The sequence below is a fragment of the Streptomyces sp. NPDC006624 genome (assembly GCF_040611555.1).
In the GTDB taxonomy this organism is placed as follows: Bacteria; Actinomycetota; Actinomycetes; order Streptomycetales; family Streptomycetaceae; genus Streptomyces.
Genome location: NZ_JBEXOM010000029.1, coordinates 24,364 through 47,153 on the forward strand (window position 1 = coordinate 24,364; position 22,790 = coordinate 47,153).

16 protein-coding genes are annotated in these 22,790 nt (G+C 72.8%); 12 read left to right on the forward strand and 4 right to left on the reverse strand.

The features are described from left to right. Window positions 1–101 precede the first annotated feature (101 nt). Window positions 102–2,795, reverse strand: coding sequence for an AMP-binding protein (locus ABZY20_RS33895; RefSeq protein ID WP_356446879.1), 2,694 nt, complete (start codon window positions 2,793–2,795; stop codon window positions 102–104). Between the two features lie 209 nt (window positions 2,796–3,004). Here ABZY20_RS33895 and ABZY20_RS33900 point away from each other — a divergent pair, with 209 nt between their 5' ends. From ABZY20_RS33900 to ABZY20_RS33910, 3 genes are read left to right on the forward strand one after another with little or no spacing between them, the layout of a single operon-like run. Next, complete coding sequence (locus ABZY20_RS33900) at window positions 3,005–4,051, forward strand: iron ABC transporter substrate-binding protein (protein WP_356446819.1); 1,047 nt, start codon at window positions 3,005–3,007, stop codon at window positions 4,049–4,051. Window positions 4,052–4,097: 46 nt separating this feature from the next. Beyond that, entirely contained in the window at window positions 4,098–5,693 is a 1,596-nt protein-coding gene (locus ABZY20_RS33905) for an iron ABC transporter permease (protein WP_356446821.1), read from the forward strand. Next, entirely contained in the window at window positions 5,690–6,748 is a 1,059-nt protein-coding gene (locus ABZY20_RS33910; RefSeq protein WP_356446823.1) for an ABC transporter ATP-binding protein, read from the forward strand. The genes ABZY20_RS33905 and ABZY20_RS33910 overlap by 4 nt, the downstream gene beginning before the upstream one ends. Window positions 6,749–6,839: 91 nt before the next feature. Here ABZY20_RS33910 and ABZY20_RS33915 read toward each other — a convergent pair whose 3' ends face one another. Next, window positions 6,840–9,104, reverse strand: coding sequence for a catalase (locus tag ABZY20_RS33915; protein ID WP_356446825.1), 2,265 nt, complete (start codon window positions 9,102–9,104; stop codon window positions 6,840–6,842). Window positions 9,105–9,711: 607 nt separating this feature from the next. Here ABZY20_RS33915 and ABZY20_RS33920 point away from each other — a divergent pair. From ABZY20_RS33920 to ABZY20_RS33935, 4 genes are all read left to right on the forward strand, one after another. Further along, the gene (locus ABZY20_RS33920) at window positions 9,712–10,875 is read left to right on the forward strand and encodes a P1 family peptidase (protein ID WP_356446827.1); all 1,164 of its coding nucleotides are present in this window, start codon (window positions 9,712–9,714) and stop codon (window positions 10,873–10,875) included. 26 nt (window positions 10,876–10,901) lie between these two features. Beyond that, complete coding sequence (locus ABZY20_RS33925; RefSeq protein WP_356446829.1) at window positions 10,902–12,008, forward strand: hypothetical protein; 1,107 nt, start codon at window positions 10,902–10,904, stop codon at window positions 12,006–12,008. Window positions 12,009–12,107: 99 nt separating this feature from the next. Next, on the forward strand, window positions 12,108–12,905 hold the full coding sequence (locus ABZY20_RS33930) for an SMI1/KNR4 family protein (protein ID WP_356446831.1): 798 nt from the start codon (window positions 12,108–12,110) through the stop codon (window positions 12,903–12,905). 223 nt (window positions 12,906–13,128) lie between these two features. Beyond that, window positions 13,129–13,743: a hypothetical protein gene (locus tag ABZY20_RS33935; RefSeq protein WP_356446833.1), complete on the forward strand. Its 615-nt coding sequence runs from the start codon at window positions 13,129–13,131 to the stop codon at window positions 13,741–13,743. A gap of 18 nt (window positions 13,744–13,761) precedes the next feature. Here the strand turns inward: ABZY20_RS33935 and ABZY20_RS33940 are convergent, their stop codons facing one another. Beyond that, entirely contained in the window at window positions 13,762–14,151 is a 390-nt protein-coding gene (locus tag ABZY20_RS33940; protein ID WP_356446834.1) for a DUF393 domain-containing protein, read from the reverse strand. 105 nt (window positions 14,152–14,256) lie between these two features. Continuing rightward, complete coding sequence (locus tag ABZY20_RS33945) at window positions 14,257–17,301, reverse strand: family 16 glycoside hydrolase (protein ID WP_356446836.1); 3,045 nt, start codon at window positions 17,299–17,301, stop codon at window positions 14,257–14,259. 295 nt (window positions 17,302–17,596) lie between these two features. Here ABZY20_RS33945 and ABZY20_RS33950 point away from each other — a divergent pair, with 295 nt between their 5' ends. The 5 genes from ABZY20_RS33950 to ABZY20_RS33970 all read left to right on the forward strand — a co-directional run bounded on the left by ABZY20_RS33950 (window position 17,597) and on the right by ABZY20_RS33970 (window position 22,782). Then, window positions 17,597–17,809 carry a hypothetical protein gene (locus ABZY20_RS33950; protein WP_356446838.1) on the forward strand — a complete coding sequence of 71 codons (213 nt, stop codon included), beginning with the start codon at window positions 17,597–17,599 and terminating at the stop codon, window positions 17,807–17,809. Window positions 17,810–17,932: 123 nt separating this feature from the next. Beyond that, the gene (locus ABZY20_RS33955) at window positions 17,933–18,844 is read left to right on the forward strand and encodes a MerR family transcriptional regulator (RefSeq protein WP_356446840.1); all 912 of its coding nucleotides are present in this window, start codon (window positions 17,933–17,935) and stop codon (window positions 18,842–18,844) included. 361 nt (window positions 18,845–19,205) lie between these two features. Then, window positions 19,206–19,940, forward strand: coding sequence for a D-Ala-D-Ala carboxypeptidase family metallohydrolase (locus ABZY20_RS33960; RefSeq protein ID WP_356446842.1), 735 nt, complete (start codon window positions 19,206–19,208; stop codon window positions 19,938–19,940). Window positions 19,941–20,084: 144 nt separating this feature from the next. Continuing rightward, complete coding sequence (locus ABZY20_RS33965; protein WP_356446844.1) at window positions 20,085–21,833, forward strand: glycoside hydrolase domain-containing protein; 1,749 nt, start codon at window positions 20,085–20,087, stop codon at window positions 21,831–21,833. Window positions 21,834–21,843: 10 nt separating this feature from the next. Further along, the gene (locus ABZY20_RS33970) at window positions 21,844–22,782 is read left to right on the forward strand and encodes a penicillin-insensitive murein endopeptidase (RefSeq protein WP_356446846.1); all 939 of its coding nucleotides are present in this window, start codon (window positions 21,844–21,846) and stop codon (window positions 22,780–22,782) included. Window positions 22,783–22,790 lie beyond the last annotated feature (8 nt).

Below are 22,790 nucleotides of genomic sequence, written 5' to 3' on the forward strand. Positions count from 1 at the left end.
AGCCGTGAGGACAGGGCTCGACCGTCCGCGGGTCCGCTACCCTCCGCCGCCGAAAGCCCGGCGCATCACCCCGCCCTGCTGGCCGGCGGCACCGCTCGTGATCAGTGCAGCTGCGGGCTGCGCAGCCGGGAGGGAGGGGTGTCCCGTGGTCCGCGCAGCTGGACCGCGTCCCCGCCGCCGGGGGCGGGCGTCGCGCCGGAAGCGGCGGGCGCGGTGGCGGGCTGACGCGGCGACAGGAGCCTGTGCATCAGGCGGGTCGCCACCGCCCCGTACGCCACACCGGCCACCAGGGAGACGAGCAGGGCCGCCGCCGGGGAGTGGTCCCTCAGGTACGGGTAGACGTGGAAGTGCGTGAGGTAGATGTACAGCGAGCTGCCCGCCAGGACGCCCGCCAGTCGGTTGAGCGGGTCGATGCTCGGCAGGGCCGGGACCCAGAGCAGCAGGGCGAGGCCGCCCACGACGATCGACGTCCGCAGGGTCTGCTCCCCGGGGAAGAGTCCCGGCACGGCGGCCAGCACGACGGCTGTCAGCAGCAGTCTCTGGCCCTTCGTACGTGCCCGCGCCGCCGCCCAGCCCAGCGCGAAGAGGAAGAAGACCACGGTGGGGCTCAGGTGGAAGCGGACGTGTGCGAGGTTCCAGGGGTCGAGGCGGCCGATCAGTCCCACGGCGACCAGTGCCAGGGCGAAGCCGAACGGGCTGCGCCGCTCCGCGCGGTCCAGCCAGGGGATCGCCAGGAGCGCCGTCACCGCGGTCAGGAAGTAGACCAGCGCCTCGACGAACCAGTAGCGCCACTCCGGGTCGGAGTTGTCCTGTGCGAAGAGGCTGTTGGCGAGGACGACGTTGGCCAGGTCGTACTCGCGGGTCAGCAGCAGGGCGAAGGCGATCCACACCATGCTGGGCACGGCGACGCGCGCGATGCTGCGGGTGGTCCTCCGCAGGCGCTCGCGGCGGTCGCCCGCGCAGAGGTGGAAGCGGGCGAAGTTGTAGCCGGCGACGCCGAGCAGGACGTGGGCGCCGCCCTGGACGAGGAAGACGGGGATGTGGGAGCCGACGATGAGGACGATGCCGACGGCCCGCAGGGCGATGCCCGTCTCCAGGTTGCGCCGCAGCCTGCGCCGCGGGGTGGTCCGCGGTGTGTGCGGGGCGGTTCGCGGGCCGGTCAGCCGGCGGATCGGCGTGGTGTGCCAGTCGGCGGGCAGCTCGCCCAGTACCTCTTCGAGCCGCAGTGACATCTCGACGTACGAGAGGGAATCGCCGCCCAGGCCGACGAAGGTGCTGTCCTCGGTGACGTCGGTCCGGTCGAGGATCTCCGCGTAGAGGGCGCGCAGGTCGTGGCTGCCGGGGCCGGGTGCCGGGGTCCGGGCGTCGCGCGCCAGGCGGCGTACCGCCTCGTAGTCGGGCTTGCCCGAGGGCAGCCGTGGGAGTTCGGGGACCAGCCGGACGCGTATGGCGCGCGGCGGCAGGCCGGAGCCCTCTGCCACCAGGCGCCGGATCGCCGCCGGATCGGCATCCGCCGTGGGCGCCGCGACGACGGCCAGGGTGTCGTCGTCGCCCGCGCAGGCGCCCGGTATGCCGTGTTCCTCCAGCATGGTCTCGACGCGGTGCGGGTCTATGCGCAGGCCGAGGATCTTGATGAAGCGGCTGCGGCGCCCCACGATCTCGTAGAGTCCGTCGGCGGTGCGCCGGGCGAGGTCCCCCGTGCGCAGTTCGTGCACGGTCCGGCCGAGGGCGAGGTCCGCCGGGCTCTCCGCGTAGCCGAGCATCACGTTGGGGCCCGAGTAGACCAGTTCGCCGGTGCCGGGGGCGTCGGCGCCGTCGACCGGCCGGAGCCGGAAGGAGCCGCCGGGGATGGGGACGCCCACCGCCTGGGGGCGTTCGTGCGCGAGCGCCGGGGGCAGGTAGGCCATGCGGGCCGTCGCCTCCGTCTGCCCGTACATCACGAACAGCTCCCAGCCGGAGCGCCGGCCCATCGCGGCGAAGCGGGCCACCCGGTCAGGAGCCAGGCGGCCTCCGGCCTGGGTGACGTAGCGCAGGTGGGGCAGCCGCATCCGCTCGAAGCCGACGCGGTCGAGCAGGTCGAAGGTGTAGGGCACGCCTGCCAGCGAGGTGCCGCGGCCGGCGCGGAACTCCTCCCAGAAGGCGGTGTCGGCCACCGAGCGTTCGGTGAGGATCAGTCCGGCGCCGCGCAGCAGGTGGCTGTGGATGACGGACAGGCCGTAGCAGTAGTGCATGGGCAGGGTGGTGGCCGCGCGGTCGGTGTCGCGGATGTCCAGGTAGGCGGCGATGGACTCGGCGTTGGCCTGGAGGTTGTCGTGGGAGAGCCGGACCAGCTTGGGTGAGCCGGTCGAGCCGGAGGTGCTCAGCAGCAGCGCGAGGTCGGGGTGGAGGGTGTGGGCGCTGCCCGGGCGCCGTTCGTCGAGGATCCAGGTGCCGTGGTCGTCGGGGCGCGCGATGACGTCCGGGTCGTAGGCGGCGGTCAGGGCGTCGAGGGTGGCGGCGCTGTCGCCGGGGACGAGCAGGACGGGGTGGCCTGCGGCCAGGGCGGCGAGGTGGACCACCAGGGCGCCCTCGCGGTTGGCGCCGGCCAGCAGGACGAGGCGGCGTGCCGGGCCGAGGCGTTCGGCGGTGGCGGCGACGCGTTCGGCGAGCGCGCGGTAGGTGACCTGGCCCGATGGCGTGATCATTGCAACACGGTCGCCGTGGGACGCGAGGTGCCGCGCGAACGGGACGCCCCGCGGCAGCGTCGGCGCCGCCGGGGTCGAAACCGGGACATCGTCTTGATCTGGCGAGGTCAGCGAGGTCGGGAGGGGCGGACTGAGGTCGTTCACGGGCGCGTGACCTTTCTGCGGCGGCGTCCGCGAATAGCACAGCCACTTGACGGTTAGGCAAGGTTTACCTTATTCATAGCATGTTCACAGCTGGCCTGAAAGCATCGCTTCACCGCTCGCCGACCCGCACGACGCACCCGCGCCGTACCGGCGGGCCACCAAGGAAGGCACACCACATGCGACGCCCCTCGGCTCGTCGGATCACCGCGCTCGTCGCGGCCGGCCTGCTCCTGCCCGTCCTCGCCGCCTGCGGCTCCGGCGACGGCAAGGGCGGCTCCGCTGACGGCGGCGACTCCGCCCTCGTCATCTACTCCGGGCGTAACGAGAAGCTGGTCAAGCCGATCCTCGACGAGCTGGAGAAGGCGGTCGGCACCGAGGTCGAGGTGCGCTACGGCGACAGCGCGGAGCTGGCCGCGCAGATCCTGGAGGAGGGCGACCGCACCAAGGCCGATCTGTTCTTCTCGCAGGACGCCGGCGCTCTGGGCGCGCTGTCCAAGGAGGGCGTGCTCGCGAAGCTGCCGCAGTCGAGCCTCGACGCGGTGGACGAGGCCTACCGCGGCGGCGCGGGCGACTGGGTGGGCCTGTCGGGACGCGTGCGCGTGATCGCCTACAACCCTGACGAGGTCGCCGAGGAGAAGGTCCCGGACCGCGTGGCCGACGTGGTGAAGCCCGAGTGGAAGGGCAAGGTCGGCTTCGCGCCCACCAACGCCTCCTTCCAGGCCTTCGTCACCGGCATGCGCGTCCTGGAGGGCGACGACGCCACCCGCGCGTGGCTCGAGGGCCTGAAGGCCAACGGCAAGGTGTACACCAACAACCTCGCCACCCTGGACGCCGTCGAGTCCGGCGAGGTCTCCCTCGGCCTGGTCAACCACTACTACTGGTACGAGCGCGTCGCCGAGAAGGGCGAGGACAACGTCGACGCCAGGCTCAGCTTCCTCCCGGGCGGTGACCCCGGCGCGCTCGTCAACGTCGCCGGCGTCGGCGTCCTGAAGGACACCGGCCAGTCCGAGACCGCCCGCAAGGCCGTCGACTACCTGCTGTCGAAGAAGGCGCAGACCTACTTCGCCGACGAGACGAAGGAGTACCCGCTCGCCGCGGGCGTCACCAGCAGCGTCGAGGACCTGCCGCCGCTGGACTCCCTGGAATCCCCCGACATCGACCTCGGCAAGCTCGAATCCCTCCAGGAGACGCTGGCCATGCTCCAGGACGCCGGACTGGTCTGAGGAGCAGGGGAAGCGTGAGAAGACCGACGGAAACCGTGAGCCCCACATGACCACAACGGCGTCCGCAGGCGCCCCGGCCGGAGCACCCGCTCCCGCCGGGCGCCGGCGCGTCCGTACGCCGCGCAGGCCGGGCGCCGGCCGCAGGCCCCCGTGGGTCCTGCTCGTCCCCGCCTGCGTCGCCGCCCTGTTCGCCCTGGTGCCCCTCGGCTACCTCGCGGTCCGCGCCCTCGAGCGCGGGCCGCGCTACGCCTGGGACGTCGTCGCCGACGAACGCACCGCTCAACTCCTCGCCCGCAGCCTCGGCCTGACGGCCGTCGTGGTGGCGGCCTGCCTGGTGCTCGGCGTCTCCCTGGCCTGGCTGACCGTACGCACCGCCCTGCCCGGGGCCCGCGCCTGGTCGGTGCTGGTCACCCTGCCGCTCGCCGTGCCCAGCTACGTCGCCGCCTTCGTCTGGCTGGCCGCCGCACCGGGCACCGCCGGATTCGCGGGGGCCGCGCTGGCGCTGACCCTGGTGAGCTTCCCGTACGTCCACCTGCCGGTCGCCGCCGCGCTGCGCGGCATCGACCCGGCGCAGGAGGAGGCCGCGCGCTCCCTCGGACACGGGCCGGTGCGCACCTTCCTGCGGGTCACGCTGCCGCAGCTGCGCCCGGCGGCGGCGGGCGGAGCGCTGCTCGTCGCGCTGTACGTGCTGTCCGACTTCGGGGCCGTCTCGCTGATGCGGTACGACACGTTCACCCGGGCCATCCACACCTCCTACCGCGCCTCCTTCGACCGCACCCCGGCCGCCGCCCTCAGCGTCGTGCTGGTGGTGATGACGGTGGCGCTGGTCGCCGCCGAGGCGCGCACCCGGGGGCGCGCCGGCCATGCCAGGACCGGTGGCGGCACCGCCCGGCCGGCCGTCCCGGCCCCTCTGGGACGCTGGCGCGTCCCCGCCCTCGCCTGGTGCGCCACGCTGGTGGCGGCCGCCGTCGCCTTCCCGCTCGGCACGCTCGGCTACTGGCTGGCCGTGGGGAACTCGGCCACCTGGGACCTCGGCGCGCTGTCCGAGGCCGCCTGGGCCACCCTGGGCGTCGCCGCAGCGGGAGCGGCCCTCACCACGCTGCTGGCGCTGCCCGTCGGGGTCATCGCCGCCCGGCACCGGGGCCGCGGAGCCCGGCTGCTGGAACAGACCGCCTACGCGGGCCACGCGCTGCCCGGCATCACCGTCGCGCTCTCCCTGGTCTTCTTCGCGGTGCGCTACGCCTACCCGCTCTACCAGCAACTCCCCTTGCTGATCTGCGCCTACGCCGTGCTCTTCCTGCCGGTCGCGGTCGCCGCGACCCGAGCCGCCGTCCTGCAGTCGCCCCCCGTCCTGGAGGACGTGGCGCGCTCGCTGGGCCGCTCCCCCTTGCGGGTGCTGCGGGAGGTGACCGTGCCGCTGGCCGCACCCGGCGTGGCGGCCGGCGCCGCGCTCACCTTCGTGGTGTGCATGAAGGAACTGCCCGCCACCCTGCTGCTGCGCCCCACCGGCATGGACACCCTGGCCACCCGGCTGTGGACCGAGACCGGGGCCGGCTCCTTCGCGGCCGCCGCGCCCTACGCCGCAGCCCTGATCCTCCTGGCCGCCGTCCCCTCCTACCTCCTGGGCAGGCACCGCACATGAGCGACGACCACAACGAACTGCGCATCGAGGGACTCACCAAGTCCTACGGTCCTGAAGCCCCCGTCCTGCGGGGCCTGGACCTCACCGTGCCGGGCGGGACGCTGGCCGCCGTGCTCGGGCCCTCCGGCTGCGGCAAGACCACGCTCCTGCGCGTCGTCGCCGGGTTCCTGCGCGCCGACGCGGGCACGGTCACGCTCGGCGGACGCACCGTCGTGGGTCCCGGCGTGCATCTGCCTCCGGAGCGGCGCCGTATCGGGATCGTTCCGCAGGAGGGCGCCCTCTTCCCGCACCTGAGCGTGGCCCGCAACGTGGCTTTCGGCCTGACCGGACTCGACCGCGGCGAACGCCGCCGCAGGACGCAGGAGATGCTCGACCTCGTGGGGCTCGCCGGGTACGGCGACCGGATGCCGCACGAGCTGTCCGGCGGGCAGCAGCAGCGCATAGCCCTGGCCCGGGCACTCGCCCCGAGCCCCGCGCTCGTCCTGCTCGACGAGCCGTTCAACGCCCTCGACAGCGCGCTGCGCGCCGGGGTCCGCGCGGACGTGCGCGCCGCGCTCCTGGCGACCGGGGCGACGGCGCTGCTGGTCACCCACGACCAGCAGGAGGCCCTGTCCACCGCCGACCTGGTCGCGGTCGTACGGCAGGGGCGCGTCGCCCAGTGCGACACGCCGCAGAACCTGTACCGGCGCCCCGCCGACCCGTGGGTGGCCGGCTTCGTCGGCGACGCCGTACTGCTGCCCGGGAAGGTCCACGACGGCGACTCCGCCGCCTCGACCCCCCTGGGGACCGTGGCACTGGCGGCACCGCCTCAGGGCGGGAGCTCGGGCACCGTCGTCCTGCGCCCGGAGCAACTGCGCCTGGCGGATCCGCGGACGGAGGAGGCCGTGCGCGGGACGGTCCGGGACGTGCTCTACTACGGCCACGACGCCAAGGTGACGGTGGCCGTGCGGGGCCTCGACGATCCGGTCGACGTCCGGGTCGCGGGACCCGTGGCGGTGGGGCCCGGGCAGGAAGCCGCGATCCTGGTGACCGGCGAGGGGACGCTCCACCCGTAGACGCTCCACCCGTAGGGCCCCTGCCGAACGTGCCTTCGCCTCGCAGGAGGCGAAGGCACGCGGAGTGTCAGCGAAAGCGGCAGCCGGGGGCTCAGACCGTGGTGACGAACCGGTCCCACACGCGGTGCGTGGCCATCAGTTCCCGCAGCCGCTCCAGCGCGGAGGCGCTGTCCCGGCCGACCACGACGCCGGGCGCGCCGGCGGGGATCCCGGCCGCCTCCAGTGCCGCCTCGCCCTTCGCCCAGGCGCCGATCGCCTTGCCGTGGCGGTACGCCTCCGTCAGCAGCAGCGTCACCCTCGGGTCGACAGCCCCCGGCGTACCGGCGGCGGCCGCCTTGGCGTCGCGGGAGCCGTGGGCGTCGTTGCCCGCGGCGGGCGCACCGGCCACCAGCAGCGCGTCGAACTCGACGGAACGCGCGGTCACGAACGTCCGCTGCACCGTCACGCCGCCGACCTCGCCGCCCGTCGGGGCGACGACCAGCGGCACCATGCCCGCGGCGAGTACCGCCTCGCGCGCCGCTCGCACGCCCTCCAGGTCGCCGTCCGGGCCCGTGACGATGCCGATGAGGCGGCCGTCGGTGGGCCAGGACCGCCCGACCTGGGACAGCGCCGGGCTCGGCTCCACATCGGCCGGCGGCACGGTCGCCTCGGGCGCGGGCAGGCCGAGGCCCTCGGCGACCCGGGCGCACAGCCGGGCGTCGATGTTGGCCAGCACCTGCAACGCCCGTTCCTTGACGGCCTGCTCGTAGCACTTGCCCAGCTCGAAGGTGTAGGCGCCGATGATGTGCTCCTGCTCCACCTCGCTCATGCTCAGCCAGAACCGGCGCGGCTGGCTGAAGTGGTCGGAGAACGACTCGGGGGCCTCCCTGACCTTCGTCGCCTCCGGCACCCTCACCGGCGTCTCGATGTACGCCCCGGTCTCCGCCCCCGCCAGGAACGGGCAGCCGCCGTCGAGCGAGTTGGGCCGGTAGGGCGCGACGCCCCGGTGCACGGCGTCCTGGTGGAAGCCGTCCCGCTGCATGTCGTTGACCGGCGCGTGCGGCCGGTTGATGGGGATCTGCGCGAAGTTGGGGCCGGCCAGCCGGGTGATCTGGGTGTCCAGGTAGGAGAACAGCCGTCCGGCGAGCAGCGGGTCGTCGGTGATGTCGATGCCGGGCACGAGGTGACCGACGTGGAAGGCCACCTGCTCGGTCTCGGCGAAGTAGTTCGACGGGTTCCGGTCGAGGGTCAGCAGCCCGATCGGCTGCACGGGGGCGAGCTCCTCGGGGACGAGGTTGGTCGCGTCGAGCAGGTCGATGCCCTCGAAGGTCTGGTCCGGGGTGTCCGGGAAGGTCTGGATGCCGAGCTCCCACTCCGGGTAGGCACCCGCCTCGATGGCGTCGGCGAGGTCGCGGCGGTGGAAGTCGGGGTCGACGCCGCCCGCGATCTGCGCCTCCTCCCAGACGAGGGAGTGCACCCCGAGCTTCGGCTTCCAGTGGAACTTCACGAGTGTCGTGGAGCCGTCGGCGGCCACCAGACGGAAGGTGTGGACGCCGAAGCCCTCCATCATCCGGTACGAGCGCGGGATGCCCCGGTCGGACATGTTCCACAGGGTGTGGTGGGTGGCCTCGGTGTGCAGCGTGACGAAGTCCCAGAAGGTGTCGTGCGCGCTCTGTGCCTGCGGGATCTCCCGGTCCGGGTGCGGCTTGCCGGCGTGGATGATGTCCGGGAACTTGATGGCGTCCTGGATGAAGAAGACCGGCATGTTGTTGCCGACGAGGTCGAAGACGCCCTCCTCGGTGTAGAACTTCGTCGCGAACCCGCGCGTGTCACGCACCGTGTCGGCGGAGCCCCGGGATCCCAGGACCGTGGAGAAGCGCACGAACACCGGCGTCTCCGCGCCCGGCGCCAGGAAGGCCGCCTTCGTCACCGCGCTCGCGGTGCCGTAGCTCTTGAAGACACCGTGCGCCGCCGCGCCGCGGGCGTGCACGACGCGCTCGGGGATGCGCTCGTGGTCGAAGTGCATGACCTTCTCACGCAGGTGGTGGTCCTGCAGCAGCACCGGACCGCGCGGGCCGGCCTTGAGCGAGTGGTCGGTGTCGTACAGCCGTGTGCCCTGGGCGTTCGTGAGGTAGGCGCCGGACTGGGCCATGCGGGCCTGGGCCGCGCCGGTCGCCTGCCCCGTGGGTGACATCGTGTCGGGTCCGCTCTGGTCGGGCTTCGGCGGCAGCGGCTCGCGCGGCTGCGTCGGTTCCGCGACACTCGGGGACTCCGGGGCCGGCTTGCCGGGGACGCCCTCCTCCGGTCCCTCCCCGGTGCCCCGGATGGCCTCGCTGACCTTGTCTGCCGCCCGCTTGACGGGGTTGGGCTGGCTCATCGCTCTCGTCCCTCTGCTTCGATCAGCCGCGGCCGGCGCGCGGCCACGGCGGTGGGGGGTCTGTGATCAGGCGCCGGGTACCCGACTGCGCGGGACGAATCCCCCGGTCATGTCCGACGGGCACGCCCTGCGGCCAAGCTCGCACGCCGCCGGGCCCTTCGCATCCGGCGGGCGTCGGCGGGATGAGCGGTCCCGGCAGCGGCGACTGAAGCGCTCCCCCGCCCTCGGCGCCCCGGAGCGGCGGGGCCGGTCGCCGCCTTCGTGGCCGGTCGGGCCGGCCGGGTCCTCCCGGGCGTACGGCGCCTGACGCAGCGGGTGGCGCGCGGACCCGTGAGGGCCACCGGGCGCCGGCCGGTCCGGTCCGGTGAGATCGGCGGGCGGCCCGGTCCGGTGAGATCGGCGGGCGGCCCGCGATCAGACGACGGACCCGGCCGTCGCGAAAACCGGGTGATCGGCCGTCCGGCGTGTGCCGCGGCGCCGTTCCTCCTCGTTCGGGCCAGCGCCCCGCCTGTCACCCGGGCGTGGGCCACCGGCGCCGATAGCGTCCCTCTCGGCCACCGCCGGGCCGGGCGGCGTGCCCGTCAGCGCCCTGCGCGGAAGGAGTCCCATGACGTCTCGCCCCACCCGCCTGCTTGCCTGCGCCCTGGTCTGTGCCTCGATGTCGGCCTGTCTCGCGCTGGGCGGCGCTCACGCCGCCCCGGAGGTCACACCGGTCAGGACCGGCGACGGTGTGCCGGGCCGGTTCAACGCCATCACCGACGTCCCCGGCATCCTGGTCGGCCAGGTGCAGTCGACCAGGCCGCCCTATCTGACCGGGTCGACCGTGGTCCGCACGCCGGACGAGCCGGTCGCCGGTGTCGACGTGCGCGGTGGATCGCCGGGCACGTGGCTGACGGACATGCTCAGCCCTGCCAGCGCGAATCCCGGGACGGACGCCATCGTGCTCACCGGGGGCAGCGCCTGGGGCATGGACGTCGCCACCGGTGTGATGCGCTGGCTGGAGGACCGCGAAGGGGTCACGATCCCCATCGTGCCGGGAGCGGTGATCTACGACATCGGCCGGGGAGGCGACGACAAGGCCAGGCCCACGGCCTCCTGGGGCTACCGGGCGATGGACGCGGCCAGGCGCGGGCCGGTGCGGCAGGGCACCGTGGGAGCGGGGACCGGGGCCCTCACCGGGTACGGCTCACTCAAGGGAGGGGTGGGCACGGCCAGCGTGGTCCTGGACGACGGGACCGTCGTCGGAGCGCTGGTCGTCGTCAACGCCCTGGGCTCGACCGTGAATCCGCGCGACTGCACCCTGTACGGGGCCGCGTTCGGCATCGGCCGTGAGTTCGCCGGGTTGCGAAGGCCCTCCCGCGCCGAGTGCAGACCGGTCACGGGGAAGGCTTCACAGCGGAACACCACGATCGCGGTCGTGGCCACCAGCGCGAGCATGGAGAACGCGGCGGTGACCAGGATGGCCGCGGCGGCGCAGGACGGTCTGGCCCGGGCGATGAACCCCGCGCACACCCTCGACGACGGCGACACCGTCTTCTCGGTGGCCACCGGAAACGGCCGGAAACTGGCCAACAACGACGCGGACGACGCCCCCGCCCTGTCCCGGATCAGCGCCGCGGCGGCCGACACCCTCTCCCGTGCGGTCGCGCACGCCATGCTCGCGGCCACCTCCGTACGGCAGTACAGGAGCTACTGCGACACCTACCCCTCGGCCTGCTCGAACCTCCGCCGGCAGCAGGCGGACCGGGACGGCACCGGCACCACGAGATAAGCGCGACCTCAACGAAAGGAGCCGGCATGGTGGACATCGAGGAGCGCCCCGGGAGCAGGGTCGGAGGGGCACCGGTCAGGCCCGTCCCTCCCGGCCTGAAGCCGTTCTGGGACAAGAGCGTGCGCGAGTTCGTGCAGCTCGACGAGCAGCCCGTCGACCCGCCCGTGCAGGAGCGCCACCGGATCTACTCGCTGCTGCTGATGAGCATCATCCTCGACCGCTGGAACGGCAACAAGTACGGCGAGGCCGGGGACTACGGGCAGTGGCGGGCGAACCAGCTGCTGTCCGCATCGCCCAAGGTCTACAGGGGCGGCACCTACCAGGGGCACAACATCGCCGCGCTCGCGGTGGACGCCGAGGGCCGCGTCATCGACTACGACTTCAACCACAACGACATCTTCGACAGTTCGGTCGAGCACGCCGAATCCCGGTTGGTGCGGCGGGTGTTCGCGCTGAACCAGGTCTACGACCCGTGGCAGCTCGACGAGGCCAACGCGCGGCACGGAGCCGGCGTTCCGCAGCGCCAGGAGCGCCGGATGTTCGCGACCGCGCTCACGGACCGGGCCGAGTCGGCCACCCCGAGGGGCCTGGAACGGGTCTCCTCCGGCTACGCGACGCTGCTCAGCGACGTGACCGTGTACACCTCGCTGGAATCCTGCGCGCAGTGCACCGGCATCATGTGCCTGGCCTCGGTGAAGGAGGTCGTCTATCTGCAGCCGGACGACGGGCAGTTCCTCATCGGCAACATCATGCGCCGGGCCACCAGAGCCCAGTCGACGAGCTTCACCTCACCCCGGCCCATCGCCGGCGACGAGATCGACTTCGGCTACTCCCACGACCTGGCAGCCGGCAACGACGACTTCTCGGTCAGAGTGGTCGAGGAGCCGTTCTTCACGGACGGGGTGAAGCCCGTCCGGACTCCCTCGGTCACCTCATACCTGTGCACCGACAACGCCTACCGCGTCTACGAGAAGGCCGCTGCGCAGTTCAGCACCCTGGAGTCGCTGCGGTATCCCGACCACCGCCCTGACGTGGCGTCCGCCATGACCAACCGGCAGGTGCTGGCCATGGCGAAGGACTTCCTCCTGTACGTGAAGACGGTCAGGAACCGCGGGACGGCGCATCGCGTCTGACGCGGGCGGGGCGGGCGGTGAGCCCCGACGCCGCCCGAATCGCCGTCACCTGTGTCCGTGGGCAGGCGCATGTCAGTGCAGTGCGCTTCACTGTCCGCCATGGAGCTCACGCAAGCGACCGTCAACGACCTGCTGGCCCGACTCGGCCCGGGGGACGGCTACCTGTATCTGCCCGACGACCTGGACGCGCAGGAGCTGACCGGCCTGCTCGACGGCAGGTACGGCGCCCCTCGCACGCTCGTCCTCGACGGCTTCACCGATCCGACAGTGGACGAGTCCAAGGGCGCGGCACTGCTCGTCCCCTTCGGAGACCGAGCCGTGACGATACGGGCGTGGGCCTACGGGGATCAGTGGGTCGGCACGGGCACGGCGCGCGACGCCGAGGGGGTCGAGCGGCCGGTGCTGGTGGTCGCCCACAGGGAGGTGCCTGAGCCCTTGGCGGTCGCTGCGGAGGAGGACGTCGACTGGATGGAGCGGCTCAGACGGATCACCGGCTGGACTCAGCCCGCCCAGCGGCCGGACGTGGACTGGGCGGAAGTGGAGTCGCGCCTGGGCACCGCGCTGCCGGGCGATTACAGGCGCATGGTCGAGACGTTCGGCGAGGGCGCCTTCGACGGCTTCCTGAGTCTGATCCAGGAGCCGTGGACGCTTCACCGGGAGGACCGCCTGCTGATCTGGGCGTGCACTGAGCACGAGAACCTGTACTGCTGGAGGGCCGAGGACGACAACCCCGACCGTTGGCCCGTCGTGATCCGGACCTTCGACGGCGAGGACGTGTCCTTCGACTGTCAGGCCGCGGAGTTCGTGTGCCGCATCCTCGTCGACCCGCAGCACCCGTTCACGATGGCCCGCTATTTCGACACCCACTGGTTCATGAACTACCGGGGCAAGGACTGACCAAGGGGCGCAGGCGAGGCAAGAGGGCTCGTGACGCGCGGGTGCGGGTGGCGTGTCCGGCGAGCAGGGTGCCGTAGAGATGGTCGAAGACACCGGCGCCCGCTGTCAGCGGTCTGCAGAACCCGGCACCCGTTCGTGTCACAGTGGCGTCACTCCGCGTCCACGCCGCCCCCTTGCGGCGCATGATGCTCCCTCAGCGTCTGCACCGCACCTGGGGGACACCATGATCCAGCGCACCGCCGTCGCCGCAGTCATCGCGGCGGCCCTGTTCATCCTCACCGCCTGCGAAGGCGGCGCCGGCAGTGGCGGCGGCAGCGACTCCAAGCCCGGCCGAGGGGGGAACGAGACCGCGAAGGCCGAGTCCGCCTCGCTGCCCGACATGGCCGGCAAGGGGCTCCAGTCCGCTCAGGACCAGGCGCAGGAAGCGGGCTTCTCTCGCCTCACCTCGCACGACGCCCTGGGGCGGGGCCGCATGCAGGCCTTCGACCGGAACTGGAAGGTGTGCTCCCAGACGCCGAAGGCGGGCGTGCACTCCACCGACACCAAGGTCGACTTCGCGACGGTCAAGCTCGAAGAGGACTGCCCCGCCAAGGACGAGGGCGCTTCCCCGGAGGCGGCCGGCGACACCATGCCCGACTTCGAGGGCAAGGCCGTCAAGGTCGCCCGCCAGGCCCTCGACCGCTCGACGAGCATCACCGTCAAGGACGCCTCCGGGCAGGACCGCATGGTCCTCATGGAGTCGAACTGGAAGGTGTGCGGGCAGGAGCCCGCGGCGGGCGCCAGGCTGGACGGTCAGCCGGTGACCCTCACGGCGGTGAAGTTCGAGGAGTCCTGCTGAACCGACCGCCGGCCGGGGCTACGCCCGGTGCGTCTTCGCCGCGGGCACCGCACACGCCGGTGTCCCTCCCGGCAGTCGCCGGCGGTGACGGGCCACGAGACGGTAGACGCCGTGGGCGGCCCAGCGCACGGGTGGGAGGGTGAGGACCGCTCCCGCGACGGGCCACGCGCCGCCCGCGCTGAGCAGGATCTTCGCCACGGCCTGCGCACCGCCGTACACCCGCCCGGTGGGCGTCACCCACAGGACCTCGTAGCGGGCCCGCTCCTCGGTGACGGCGAGCGATGCGAGGTCCGCGTGCTGCCAGGGCACCACCTCGCACCGGGGGCGCACCAGACGCCGGACGACGCCCACCGACGTGGTGCAGAAGCCGCAGTCCCCGTCGAAGATCAGCACTGGTCGGGTTCGCATGGTCCCATCGTGCCGCACCCACGAGGAGCGGCGGGGAAGAGGGCTGGTGACCGCCGCCACCAGCCCCCTCCTGGCCTGAGTGTCGATGCCGTCGGCGACGGTTCGCTACAGAGGCCGCACCTGGATGTTGCGGAAGCGGACCTTGTTGCCGTGGTCCTGCAGCCGTATCGCTCCCGCCGCCGGTGTCTCGGACCGGCCCGAGGCGGTGGGTCCGTCGAGTGCGACGTCGTCGTGGACCGTCCGGCCGTTCCACACGACCGTCACGCGGGCGTCGGCGGTCTTGTTGCCGCTGTCGTCGAAGCGGGCGGCGCGGAAGACGATGTCGTAGCTCTGCCAGGTCTCCGGCTCGGTCGACATGTTCGTGTCGGGTGCTCTCTTGAGGTAGATCGCGCCCGCCTCGTCAGTGCCGGGTGACGTGTCGCCGTGGGAGTCGAGGATCTGCAGCTCGTAGCGGTCCTGGAGGAAGATGCCGCTGTTGCCCCGGTCCTGGCCGGTGACGTCCGGCGGCAGCAGCGGGACGCGGAACTCCACGTGCAGGGCGAAGTCCTGGTAGGCGTCCTTGCTGCGGATGTCGCCGCAGCACACCTCCATCGCCTTCTCCTCCGTCAGCGGCCACGCCACCTTTCGCCCGTCCGTGTGCTGCCACCGGGCCTGGGAGCCGGCGGTGCCGTCGAAGAGCGTCACCTCGGCGCCGCGTGGATGCACGGTGATCAGGTCGAGGTTGACATGACCGGTGTCGCCGGCCTCGAAACGGTAGGAGAGGGAGTTGCGGCCGGCGCGCAGGGTCACCGGTTCGGTCCGGGTGGACCAGGAGTCCCAGTCCCCGGTCGAGGGCAGCCGGGTCTGCCGGACCTTCTCCCCGTTGGCGTACAGAGAAAGGGACTTGGTGCCGGCGAACGGGTTCGGGCCGTTGGAGTAGCGCAGATTCACGTCGTAGGTGCCGCTTGCCGGGACGGTCACGTCGAACGTCGTCGTGGCCTTGCCCTCGGTGGCGTACCGGTCGACGAAGCCGCTGCCGGAGTAGCCGGAGTGGTCCCTGTTGATGCCGGCCGTACCGGTGAGACGGGCCTCCTCCGCCTCGTACAGGGTGGCGGCGGGCGGCTGCTTGCCGGGCATCGCGTTGAGCGTGTACCAGGCCTCGGTGCTCCACAGCGCCTCACCGGAGGCCGAGGTGAAGGGGCGCGGGGAGCGCACGTGCACGACGTGGCCGGGCTTGAGGCCGTCGGTCCGCAGCCGGACGGTGCGGCGGTCGCCGGAGAGCGTCGCCGAGCGCACCGCGAGTCTCTCCTCGGCGATCTTCGGGCCTCCGTAGTCGGTGGTCGGGGTGTAGCGCCACTGCTCGATCCGGTAGCGCGCGGCGAGTTGTGCGGCGGTCTGCTCGGACACCGGCTGGGTGTACGTCAGGTCGAAGCCGCCCGGGACGGCGCGCATGGTCTTGATGTCGAAGGTGTTGCCGCCGTTGGGCGTCAGTTTCTGCAGCCCGAACCGGAGTTTGCCCTCCTGGCCCCAGTTGCCGTCGGCGCCGAGCCCACCGGCGTAGACGGCGCCGTCGGGGCCGAGGGTGAGGCGGTTGACGCCGGCTTCCAGGCCCTGGGTGTAGCGGAAGACCGCGCCCTGGTACTGGCCCTTCACCTTCTCCAGGTAGGCGCGCTGGAGACCGCCGTAGGTGACGTCGCCGATCAGCATCTGCCCCGCGAACGGGCCCTTCTTCAGGTACAGCGGCGTCGAGGGTGAGTTGGCGATCTCGTTCTGCGGCAGCCAGAGCACCGGTGCGGTGACGGGCGAGGACTCGAAGGGGCCGGCGGGCTCGGTGTAGTGGTTGAAGAAGCGGTCCTGTTTGATCTGGACGAGTTTCGACGAGGGGAGCCAGCCGCCCTGGTTGTCGGTGGTGAACAGGCCGCCGCCGGGGCCCCATCCGATGCCGTTGGGCGTGCGCAGTCCGCCCGCGACCGGGCTGATGCGGCCGGTCTTCTTGCTGATCCTGTAGGTGGTGCCGCGGCCGGGAGCGGGCTGCGGGGTGGTGGTCGCGCCGCCGAGGTCGATGGCGACGGAGAGGTTCACGTAGAAGTAGCCGTCGCGGTAGAGCAGGCCGAACGCGAACTCGTGGAAGTTGCCTCCGTAGGGCCAGGTGGCCACCGTGCGGTAGGTGTCGGTGACGTCGTCCCCGTCCTCGTCGGCCAGCCGGGTCAGTTCGTGCTTCTGGGAGACGTAGAGGGAACCGTCGACGTACTTGATTCCCATGGGTTCGCGCAGTCCCCCGGCCACCTTCTTGACGGTGACCTTGTCGCGGCTGGTCCGGCCGGTGACGTTGTCGAGCAGGTACACCTCACCGGCAACGTTGTCAGTGCCGCCCCAGGTGCTGATGGCGAGCCGCCCGTCGGGCAGCCAGTCCATGCCGCTGACCTGCGGCTCGAAACCCTCGGGGCGCAGGTCCGTGAGGTCGAGGTCGGGGCGTACGGAGGTGAGGGGCAGTCCGTCGCCGGGTGAGTCCCCGCTCGCCTCGCACTCCTTGCGGCCCGGTGCCGTCACCCGGACCACATCGGCGTCGGTGCTCAGTGCCTCGGTGGGCACGAGGGTGAACTCGCTCTCGCCCGGCGGTTTCCAGGACAGCTGGACCTGCTGTCCGCCGTCGCGTTCGAAGTGGTCGACGCGCAAGGGGTGGGAGCCGGCGGTGAGGTGGACCGTGCCGTCCTTCGGTTCGGCGCCGTGCAGGCCGTCGTGGTCGATCACCGTGGAGCCGTCGAGCGACAGCCGGGAGCCGTCGTCGCTGGTGAGGCGGAACACGTACGAGCCGTCGCGCGGGGCGATCAGATAGCCGGTCGCCTCCGAGACGAACCGGTCCTCGAATCCGCCGAAGTCGGCGGCCGTGGACCAGTCGACGGTGGGCATCAGCTTGTCGTGGTTGGGGGTCTGTCCCGGCTTGAGGGTGCACAGCTTGCCGAGCGGCGCCTGGACGTCGTAGACGCGCAGCGTGACTCCGGGTTCCTGCGGCGGTATGTCGGCGGCGGCCGCCGCGGAGGGCCCGGCGGGCGGCGGTGCGGGATCGGCCGCGGCCACCGGGGCGGCGGCGAGGGCGCCGCCGGCCAGGACGGCGGACGCGAGCAGCGCGCGGAGGTGTCTTCGGGGTCGGGAGAAGGGTCGTTGGCGCATTGGTCCTCCTGTGCTGGGGACCGGACCGTGCCGGACCGTTCCGGTCGTTCACGGGGTGGAGCGCGGGTTGCGCCGCAAAGGTAAGAGACTTTCGCTTGTCATGTCCATACTTTGTCATCGGTGTGTTCAAAGTCGGTCCGGGTACCCTGACGAGCCGTCACGGCTGGTCACTCGTCACGCCCTGGGACTCCGGGTGTTCACAAGCGCCCGGACCGTGGAACTGATCATGGGTGGGCAGCACGTGACCCCGGGAGGCCTTCCGGGAGTGGGCCCGGGGAAGAGGCGGTGACGAGGAGTGAGTGAGCCGGGTGGGCGCGACTGGGTGCGCATGACTCCGGACGACTTCAACCGTGACGCGCCCCCGCGCCCGGAGGTGGACGGACGGATCCCCGCCGAGCTGGACGAGTGCGGCACGGCCCCCCTCTTCGGCGACGAACCGGCTCCGGCGAGGACGGGCCGGCCCGCGCCGCGCTCCGCTCAACGCGGTTGCCAGGAGCGGCTGTTCTGAAGCGGGGGCGGTCCGTGCGTCACGCGGGAGCCGGGACCGCCCGGCATGCGCGGACCGCAACTCCCGAGTCGTGCCCCACGGCCGCTTGAGTCTCCAGCGGCTGGAAGGTCCAGGATCGCACCCATGGACGACGAACGACCCGACGTGCTCACCATCGGCCAGCTCGCGCACCGCACCGGACTCGCGGTGCGCACCCTGCGCTTCTGGTCGGACGCGGGGGCGGTGCCGCCCGTCGCCCGCTCCGCGAGCGGTTACCGGCTGTACGACGCCGGGTCCGTGGCCCGCGTGGAGCTGGTCCGCACGCTGCGGGAACTGGGGCTCGGGCTCGACGACGTGTGCCGCGTCCTGAGCGGCCGCGCCACGGTCGCCGAGGTCGCAGCGGCACATGTGGCCGCGCTCGACGCGCGGATCCGCTCGCTCAAGGTGAGCCGGGCCGTCCTGTCCACCGTGGCGAAACGGGGCTCGACCGCTGAGGAGACAGCACTGATGAACCGGTTGGCGCGGCTTTCCGCCGCCGAACGCACGCAGATCATGGACGAGTTCAAGGAGGAGGTGTTCGGCGGCCTCGACCTCGACCCGCGTCTGCGCGACCGCCTGCGCGCCCTCAGCGTCGAGTTGCCCGACGATCCCACACCCGAGCAGGTCGACGCCTGGATCGAACTGGCCGAGCTGGTGCGGGATCCCGGCTTCCGCGCCCGGTTGCGCACCTGGCTGGAGCTCAACACACCCGCGCCGGGGCAGCGCCGTCCGGCCGGTGCGTCCGTCTGGTGGGCCAGGCAGGCCGTGCAGATCGTCGCGGAGGTCAGGGAACGCGGGGTGGACCCCGAGGGTCCGGAGGCGGCCGGGGTGCTGTCCCGGCTGTTCGGAGACGCCGATCGTGCCGCCGTGCTGCGCAGTCTGGAGGCCGGCATCGAGGCGGAGGCGGAGCGGTACCGAGGGCTGGTCGCCCGGGTGCGGGGGCAGTACGCGTCGCCCGACGCGACCGAGGAGCTGGAGTGGCTGGCGCGGGCCCTGCGCGCCGCGGGGCGGGGCTGACCCGGTGCCCGACTTCGGCAGGGGCCGGGCATCCCACCTGCCCTTGCCGTCCGACCGCCGGCCGGGCGGCGGCCGGGCGGCGGCCGGTACGGCCCCGCCGGTGACCGTCGACCGGCGGCCTGCGACCTGCGACCTGCGACACGCGCCGTGCGGTCACGGGCGTCCCCCGTCCGTGTCCGCTCATTCCGGCCTCCGTCGTGGCGCAGGCGCACCCGGTGACGCCACCGCGTTCACCTGCCAGCACCGTGTGCCGATGGTCTTGTCCTGTGGCAAGTGGTGACGGTGTGGACAGCGTCGCGGCCCCGGCGCCACACTCGGCTCGAACCCCTCACGGGGGACCTGGATTCGAGGCGGAGGCGCGATGCTGCGACGAACGATCCGACTACTCCTCTCAATTGTCATGACCATGGCTGCCGCTACGGGCGGTGTGCTGGCCACGGCCGGTCCGGCGCAGGCCGACGAGTGCTACACCTGGAACCGCACGCTGTCGGAGGGCATGTCGGGTTCCGATGTGACCGAGCTGCAGATCCGGGTGGCCGGGCACGTGGACCCCGGCGAGATCCTCTCCGTCGACGGCGCCTTCGGCGCGCGGACCAAGGCCGCGGTGGCCAAGTTCCAGCAGGCGTACGGGCTCCCGGCGGACGGTGTCGCGGGTCCCGGCACGTTCAGCAAGATCTACGCCCTCCAGGACCCGGACTGCACGCCGATCCACTTCACCTACGCCGAGATGAACAAGTGCAACTCCACCTGGTCCGGCGGGGCGGTCAGTGCGGCGACGGCCAAGTCCAACGCGCTGCGCACGATGTGGAAGCTGGAGGCCATGCGGCGCGCCCTGGGTGACACGCCGCTCGTCGTGACCAGCGGGTTCCGTTCCTACTCGTGCAACAGTGCGGTCGGCGGCGCCTCGAACAGCCGGCACCTGTACGGTGACGCCGCCGATCTGGTCGGCAACCCGTCGCTCTGCCAGCTCGCCCAGCGGGCCCGGTCCCACGGCTTCGGCGGCATCTTCGGTCCCGGCTACCCCGGTCACGACGACCACACCCACGTCGACGGACGCACCAGCCGCTCCTGGTCCGCGCCCACGTGCGGCATCTGACCGGCGTCCGAGCCCCACACCCCGCGCGTCCCGGCACGGAGCGGCCCCCACGGTCCGGCCGGGACGCGCACCGCTCCCCGGGCACGGAGCAGACCCGCCGCGCCCGCCTCCCCCGCTCTCCTCCCACCGAGCAGGAGTGGTCCGATGTCATCGAGCACCCTCAGACGCCTCCGCGTCGGAACGGTCCTGCCGACGCTGCTCGCGGCTCTCGCCGCCCTGGCCGTCACCGGGCCCGCCCCGGCGGCCTCCGCACCCGAGCAGCGGCGGACCGTCACCTACCACGGCTACCGCGTCCAGGTGCCCGCTCACTGGCGCGTGGTCGACCTGGCCGACACCCCGCACGCCTGTCCGCGCTTCGACACCCCCGCCGTCCACCTGGGCGAACCCGCGGACCGGTCCGACTGTCCCGCGCGGGTCGTCGGCCGCACGGCGGGCCTCGTCGTCGAGCCCCTCACCGCCCGCTCCGCCGGCCGGGTGACGGGGGCGACCGCGCGGACACCGCAGGGCAGGGCCACCGTCCCCTCCCCCGCGTCCGGCGGCGGCACCATCCAGATCGTGGTCGAGGACGCCGGCGTCCTCGTCACCGCCGTCCACACACCCGGCACCGAGAGCCTGGTGCGCGACGTCCTCGCCTCGGCCGAGCTCACGCCGGGCGCCGAGCGCACCGCACTGCCCCGTACGGCAACGCGCTCCGCCCCCGCCGTCCAGGCCGCGGCCGGACCGCAACCGGGCACCTACCGGGGCCTGGGCTTCGACGCCTGCACCGCGCCCTCGGCAGCCGCCATGGACGCCTGGCGGACCGGCTCGCCCTACGGCGCGATCGGCGTCTACATCAGCGGCTCCTTCCGCGGCTGCGCCCAGCCGAACCTGACCGCGAGCTGGGTGAGCGAGCAGACCGCCGGCGGCTGGCGCCTGATCCCCATCGACGTCGGCCGCCAAGCGCCCTGCACCGGCTACTCGTTGCGGATGTCCGCCGACCCGGCCACAGCCCGCTCCCAGGGAGCGACCGCCGCCGCGGACGCCATCGCCGCCGCGTCGGACCTCGGCATCCCGGCGGGCAGCGCGCTCTACAGCGACATCGAGGCGTACGACTCGACGCCCTCCTGCAAGGCCGCCGTGCTGTCCTACCTCTCCGGCTGGACCGAGCGGCTGCACGCCGGCGGCTACCTGTCCGGGTTCTACTCCAGCGCCGCCTCCGGCATCAGGGACGCGGCCGACGAGTACGACAACAGCGCGTACACGCGGGTCGACCACATCTTCTACGCGTGGTGGAACGGCGCCGCCGACACCGGCACCGGTCCCTACGTGCCGGCCACCCACTGGGCCGGCCACCAGCGCATCCACCAGTACGCGGGCGAGGTCACCGAGTCCTACGGCGGTCACCCCCTCACCATCGACCGCGACTACCTCGACGTGGGGACCGGCACCTCGCCGCAGCCGGGCTGCACCGGGGTGAACCTCGACTTCAGCGCCTACAGCACCGTCCGGAGCGGCTCGACCGGTCCCCTGGTGACGGCGGCCCAGTGCCTGCTGCGGGCCGCCGGGCACGATCCGGGCGCACCGGACGGGATCTTCGGCTCCGCCACCACCACCGCCGTCAAGGACTTCCAGTCGGGCAAGGGGCTCACGGCGGACGGTGTGGTCGGCTCGAGGACCTGGACCGCGCTGCTGTCCCGCGGGACCACCCCGACCCTCCAGGACGGTTCGGCCGGCGAGGCGGTCAGCCGCCTGCAGCGCGCCCTGACCGCCGCGCTCGGCCGGACGGTCGCCGTCGACGGCGTCTTCGGCTCCGGCACCACACAAGCCGTACGCGACTACCAGTCCGCGCGCGGGCTGGCGAACGACGGCATCGTCGGCTCCGGCACCTGGAGCGCCCTCCAGTCGGGAAGGTGAGAGAGACACCATGAGGCAACTCGCCCGCGTCCTCGCGCTGTTCGCCGCGGTGACCGGCCTGCTCCTCGGAGCGGGCCCGCCCGCGCAGGCGTTCCCCCAGGCCGCGTTCCCGCTGACGAGCGACGGCAACCGGGGCACCGACGTCGTGGCACTGCAGCACCTGCTGGCCGCGCACGGCCGCCAGGTGGCCGTGGACGGTGTCTTCGGCTCCGGCACGCGCAGCGCCGTCGTCGGCTTCCAGCAGTCCGAAGGGCTCACCGCGGACGGCGTCGTCGGCCCCGCCACCTGGGGCGCGCTCGCCGTCACGGTCCGGCAGGGCGACAGCGGGCCCGCGGTGCGGGCCGTGCAGTCGCTGCTCAACGCCAAGCGGTCGGCCGGCGTCCCGGTGGACGGGGTCTTCGGACCGGCCACGTACACGGCGGTCCGCGCCTTCCAGTCGCACGCCGGGCTCGGCGTGGACGGCGTCGCCGGACCCGCCACGTGGCGGAACCTGCTGTGGCACTTCGAGAACGTCGACTTCGGCCCGGGCACGATGTGCGCGCGGAGCCCCGACGGCAACGCGGACGCCCACTGGGCGACGGCGGGCGCCGCCGCCCAGCTGGAGGCGGCGGCCGCCGCCTTCGCCGGCACCGGGAACGGCGTGCTGCCGGTGGGCGACGCGAGCTTCGAGCACGGCGGGGACATCCCCGGCCACGCCGGCCACGAAGTGGGCATGGACATCGACGTGTGGCCCGTGCGCACGGACTCGGCGCAGTGCACCGCGGGACGCATCACCTGGCAGTCGGCGTCCTACGACCGCGCGGCCACCCGGCGGCTGGTGCAGGAGATCCGGGCGAAGGCTCCGGGCCATGTCGCGCTGGTCTACTTCAACGATCCGCAGCTGATCTCGGAAGGACTGACCACGAGTTACCCGAACCACGACAACCACCTCCACATCCGGTACCGGTAGCCGCCCGC

Excerpts from the sequence above, each read along its gene's own strand:
- ABZY20_RS33935 (WP_356446833.1), top strand. The coding sequence starts at position 13,129 with ATGATCCAGCGCACCGCCGTCGCCGCAGTCATCGCGGCGGCCCTGTTC.
- ABZY20_RS33965 (WP_356446844.1), top strand. The coding sequence starts at position 20,085 with ATGTCATCGAGCACCCTCAGACGCCTCCGCGTCGGAACGGTCCTGCCG.
- ABZY20_RS33910 (WP_356446823.1), top strand. The coding sequence starts at position 5,690 with ATGAGCGACGACCACAACGAACTGCGCATCGAGGGACTCACCAAGTCC.
- ABZY20_RS33905 (WP_356446821.1), top strand. The coding sequence starts at position 4,098 with ATGACCACAACGGCGTCCGCAGGCGCCCCGGCCGGAGCACCCGCTCCC.
- ABZY20_RS33920 (WP_356446827.1), top strand. The coding sequence starts at position 9,712 with ATGACGTCTCGCCCCACCCGCCTGCTTGCCTGCGCCCTGGTCTGTGCC.
- ABZY20_RS33925 (WP_356446829.1), top strand. The coding sequence starts at position 10,902 with ATGGTGGACATCGAGGAGCGCCCCGGGAGCAGGGTCGGAGGGGCACCG.
- ABZY20_RS33960 (WP_356446842.1), top strand. The coding sequence starts at position 19,206 with ATGCTGCGACGAACGATCCGACTACTCCTCTCAATTGTCATGACCATG.
- ABZY20_RS33955 (WP_356446840.1), top strand. The coding sequence starts at position 17,933 with ATGGACGACGAACGACCCGACGTGCTCACCATCGGCCAGCTCGCGCAC.
- ABZY20_RS33915 (WP_356446825.1), bottom strand. The coding sequence starts at position 9,104 with ATGAGCCAGCCCAACCCCGTCAAGCGGGCGGCAGACAAGGTCAGCGAG.
- ABZY20_RS33900 (WP_356446819.1), top strand. The coding sequence starts at position 3,005 with ATGCGACGCCCCTCGGCTCGTCGGATCACCGCGCTCGTCGCGGCCGGC.
- ABZY20_RS33970 (WP_356446846.1), top strand. The coding sequence starts at position 21,844 with ATGAGGCAACTCGCCCGCGTCCTCGCGCTGTTCGCCGCGGTGACCGGC.
- ABZY20_RS33930 (WP_356446831.1), top strand. The coding sequence starts at position 12,108 with ATGGAGCTCACGCAAGCGACCGTCAACGACCTGCTGGCCCGACTCGGC.
- ABZY20_RS33945 (WP_356446836.1), bottom strand. The coding sequence starts at position 17,301 with ATGCGCCAACGACCCTTCTCCCGACCCCGAAGACACCTCCGCGCGCTG.
- ABZY20_RS33940 (WP_356446834.1), bottom strand. The coding sequence starts at position 14,151 with ATGCGAACCCGACCAGTGCTGATCTTCGACGGGGACTGCGGCTTCTGC.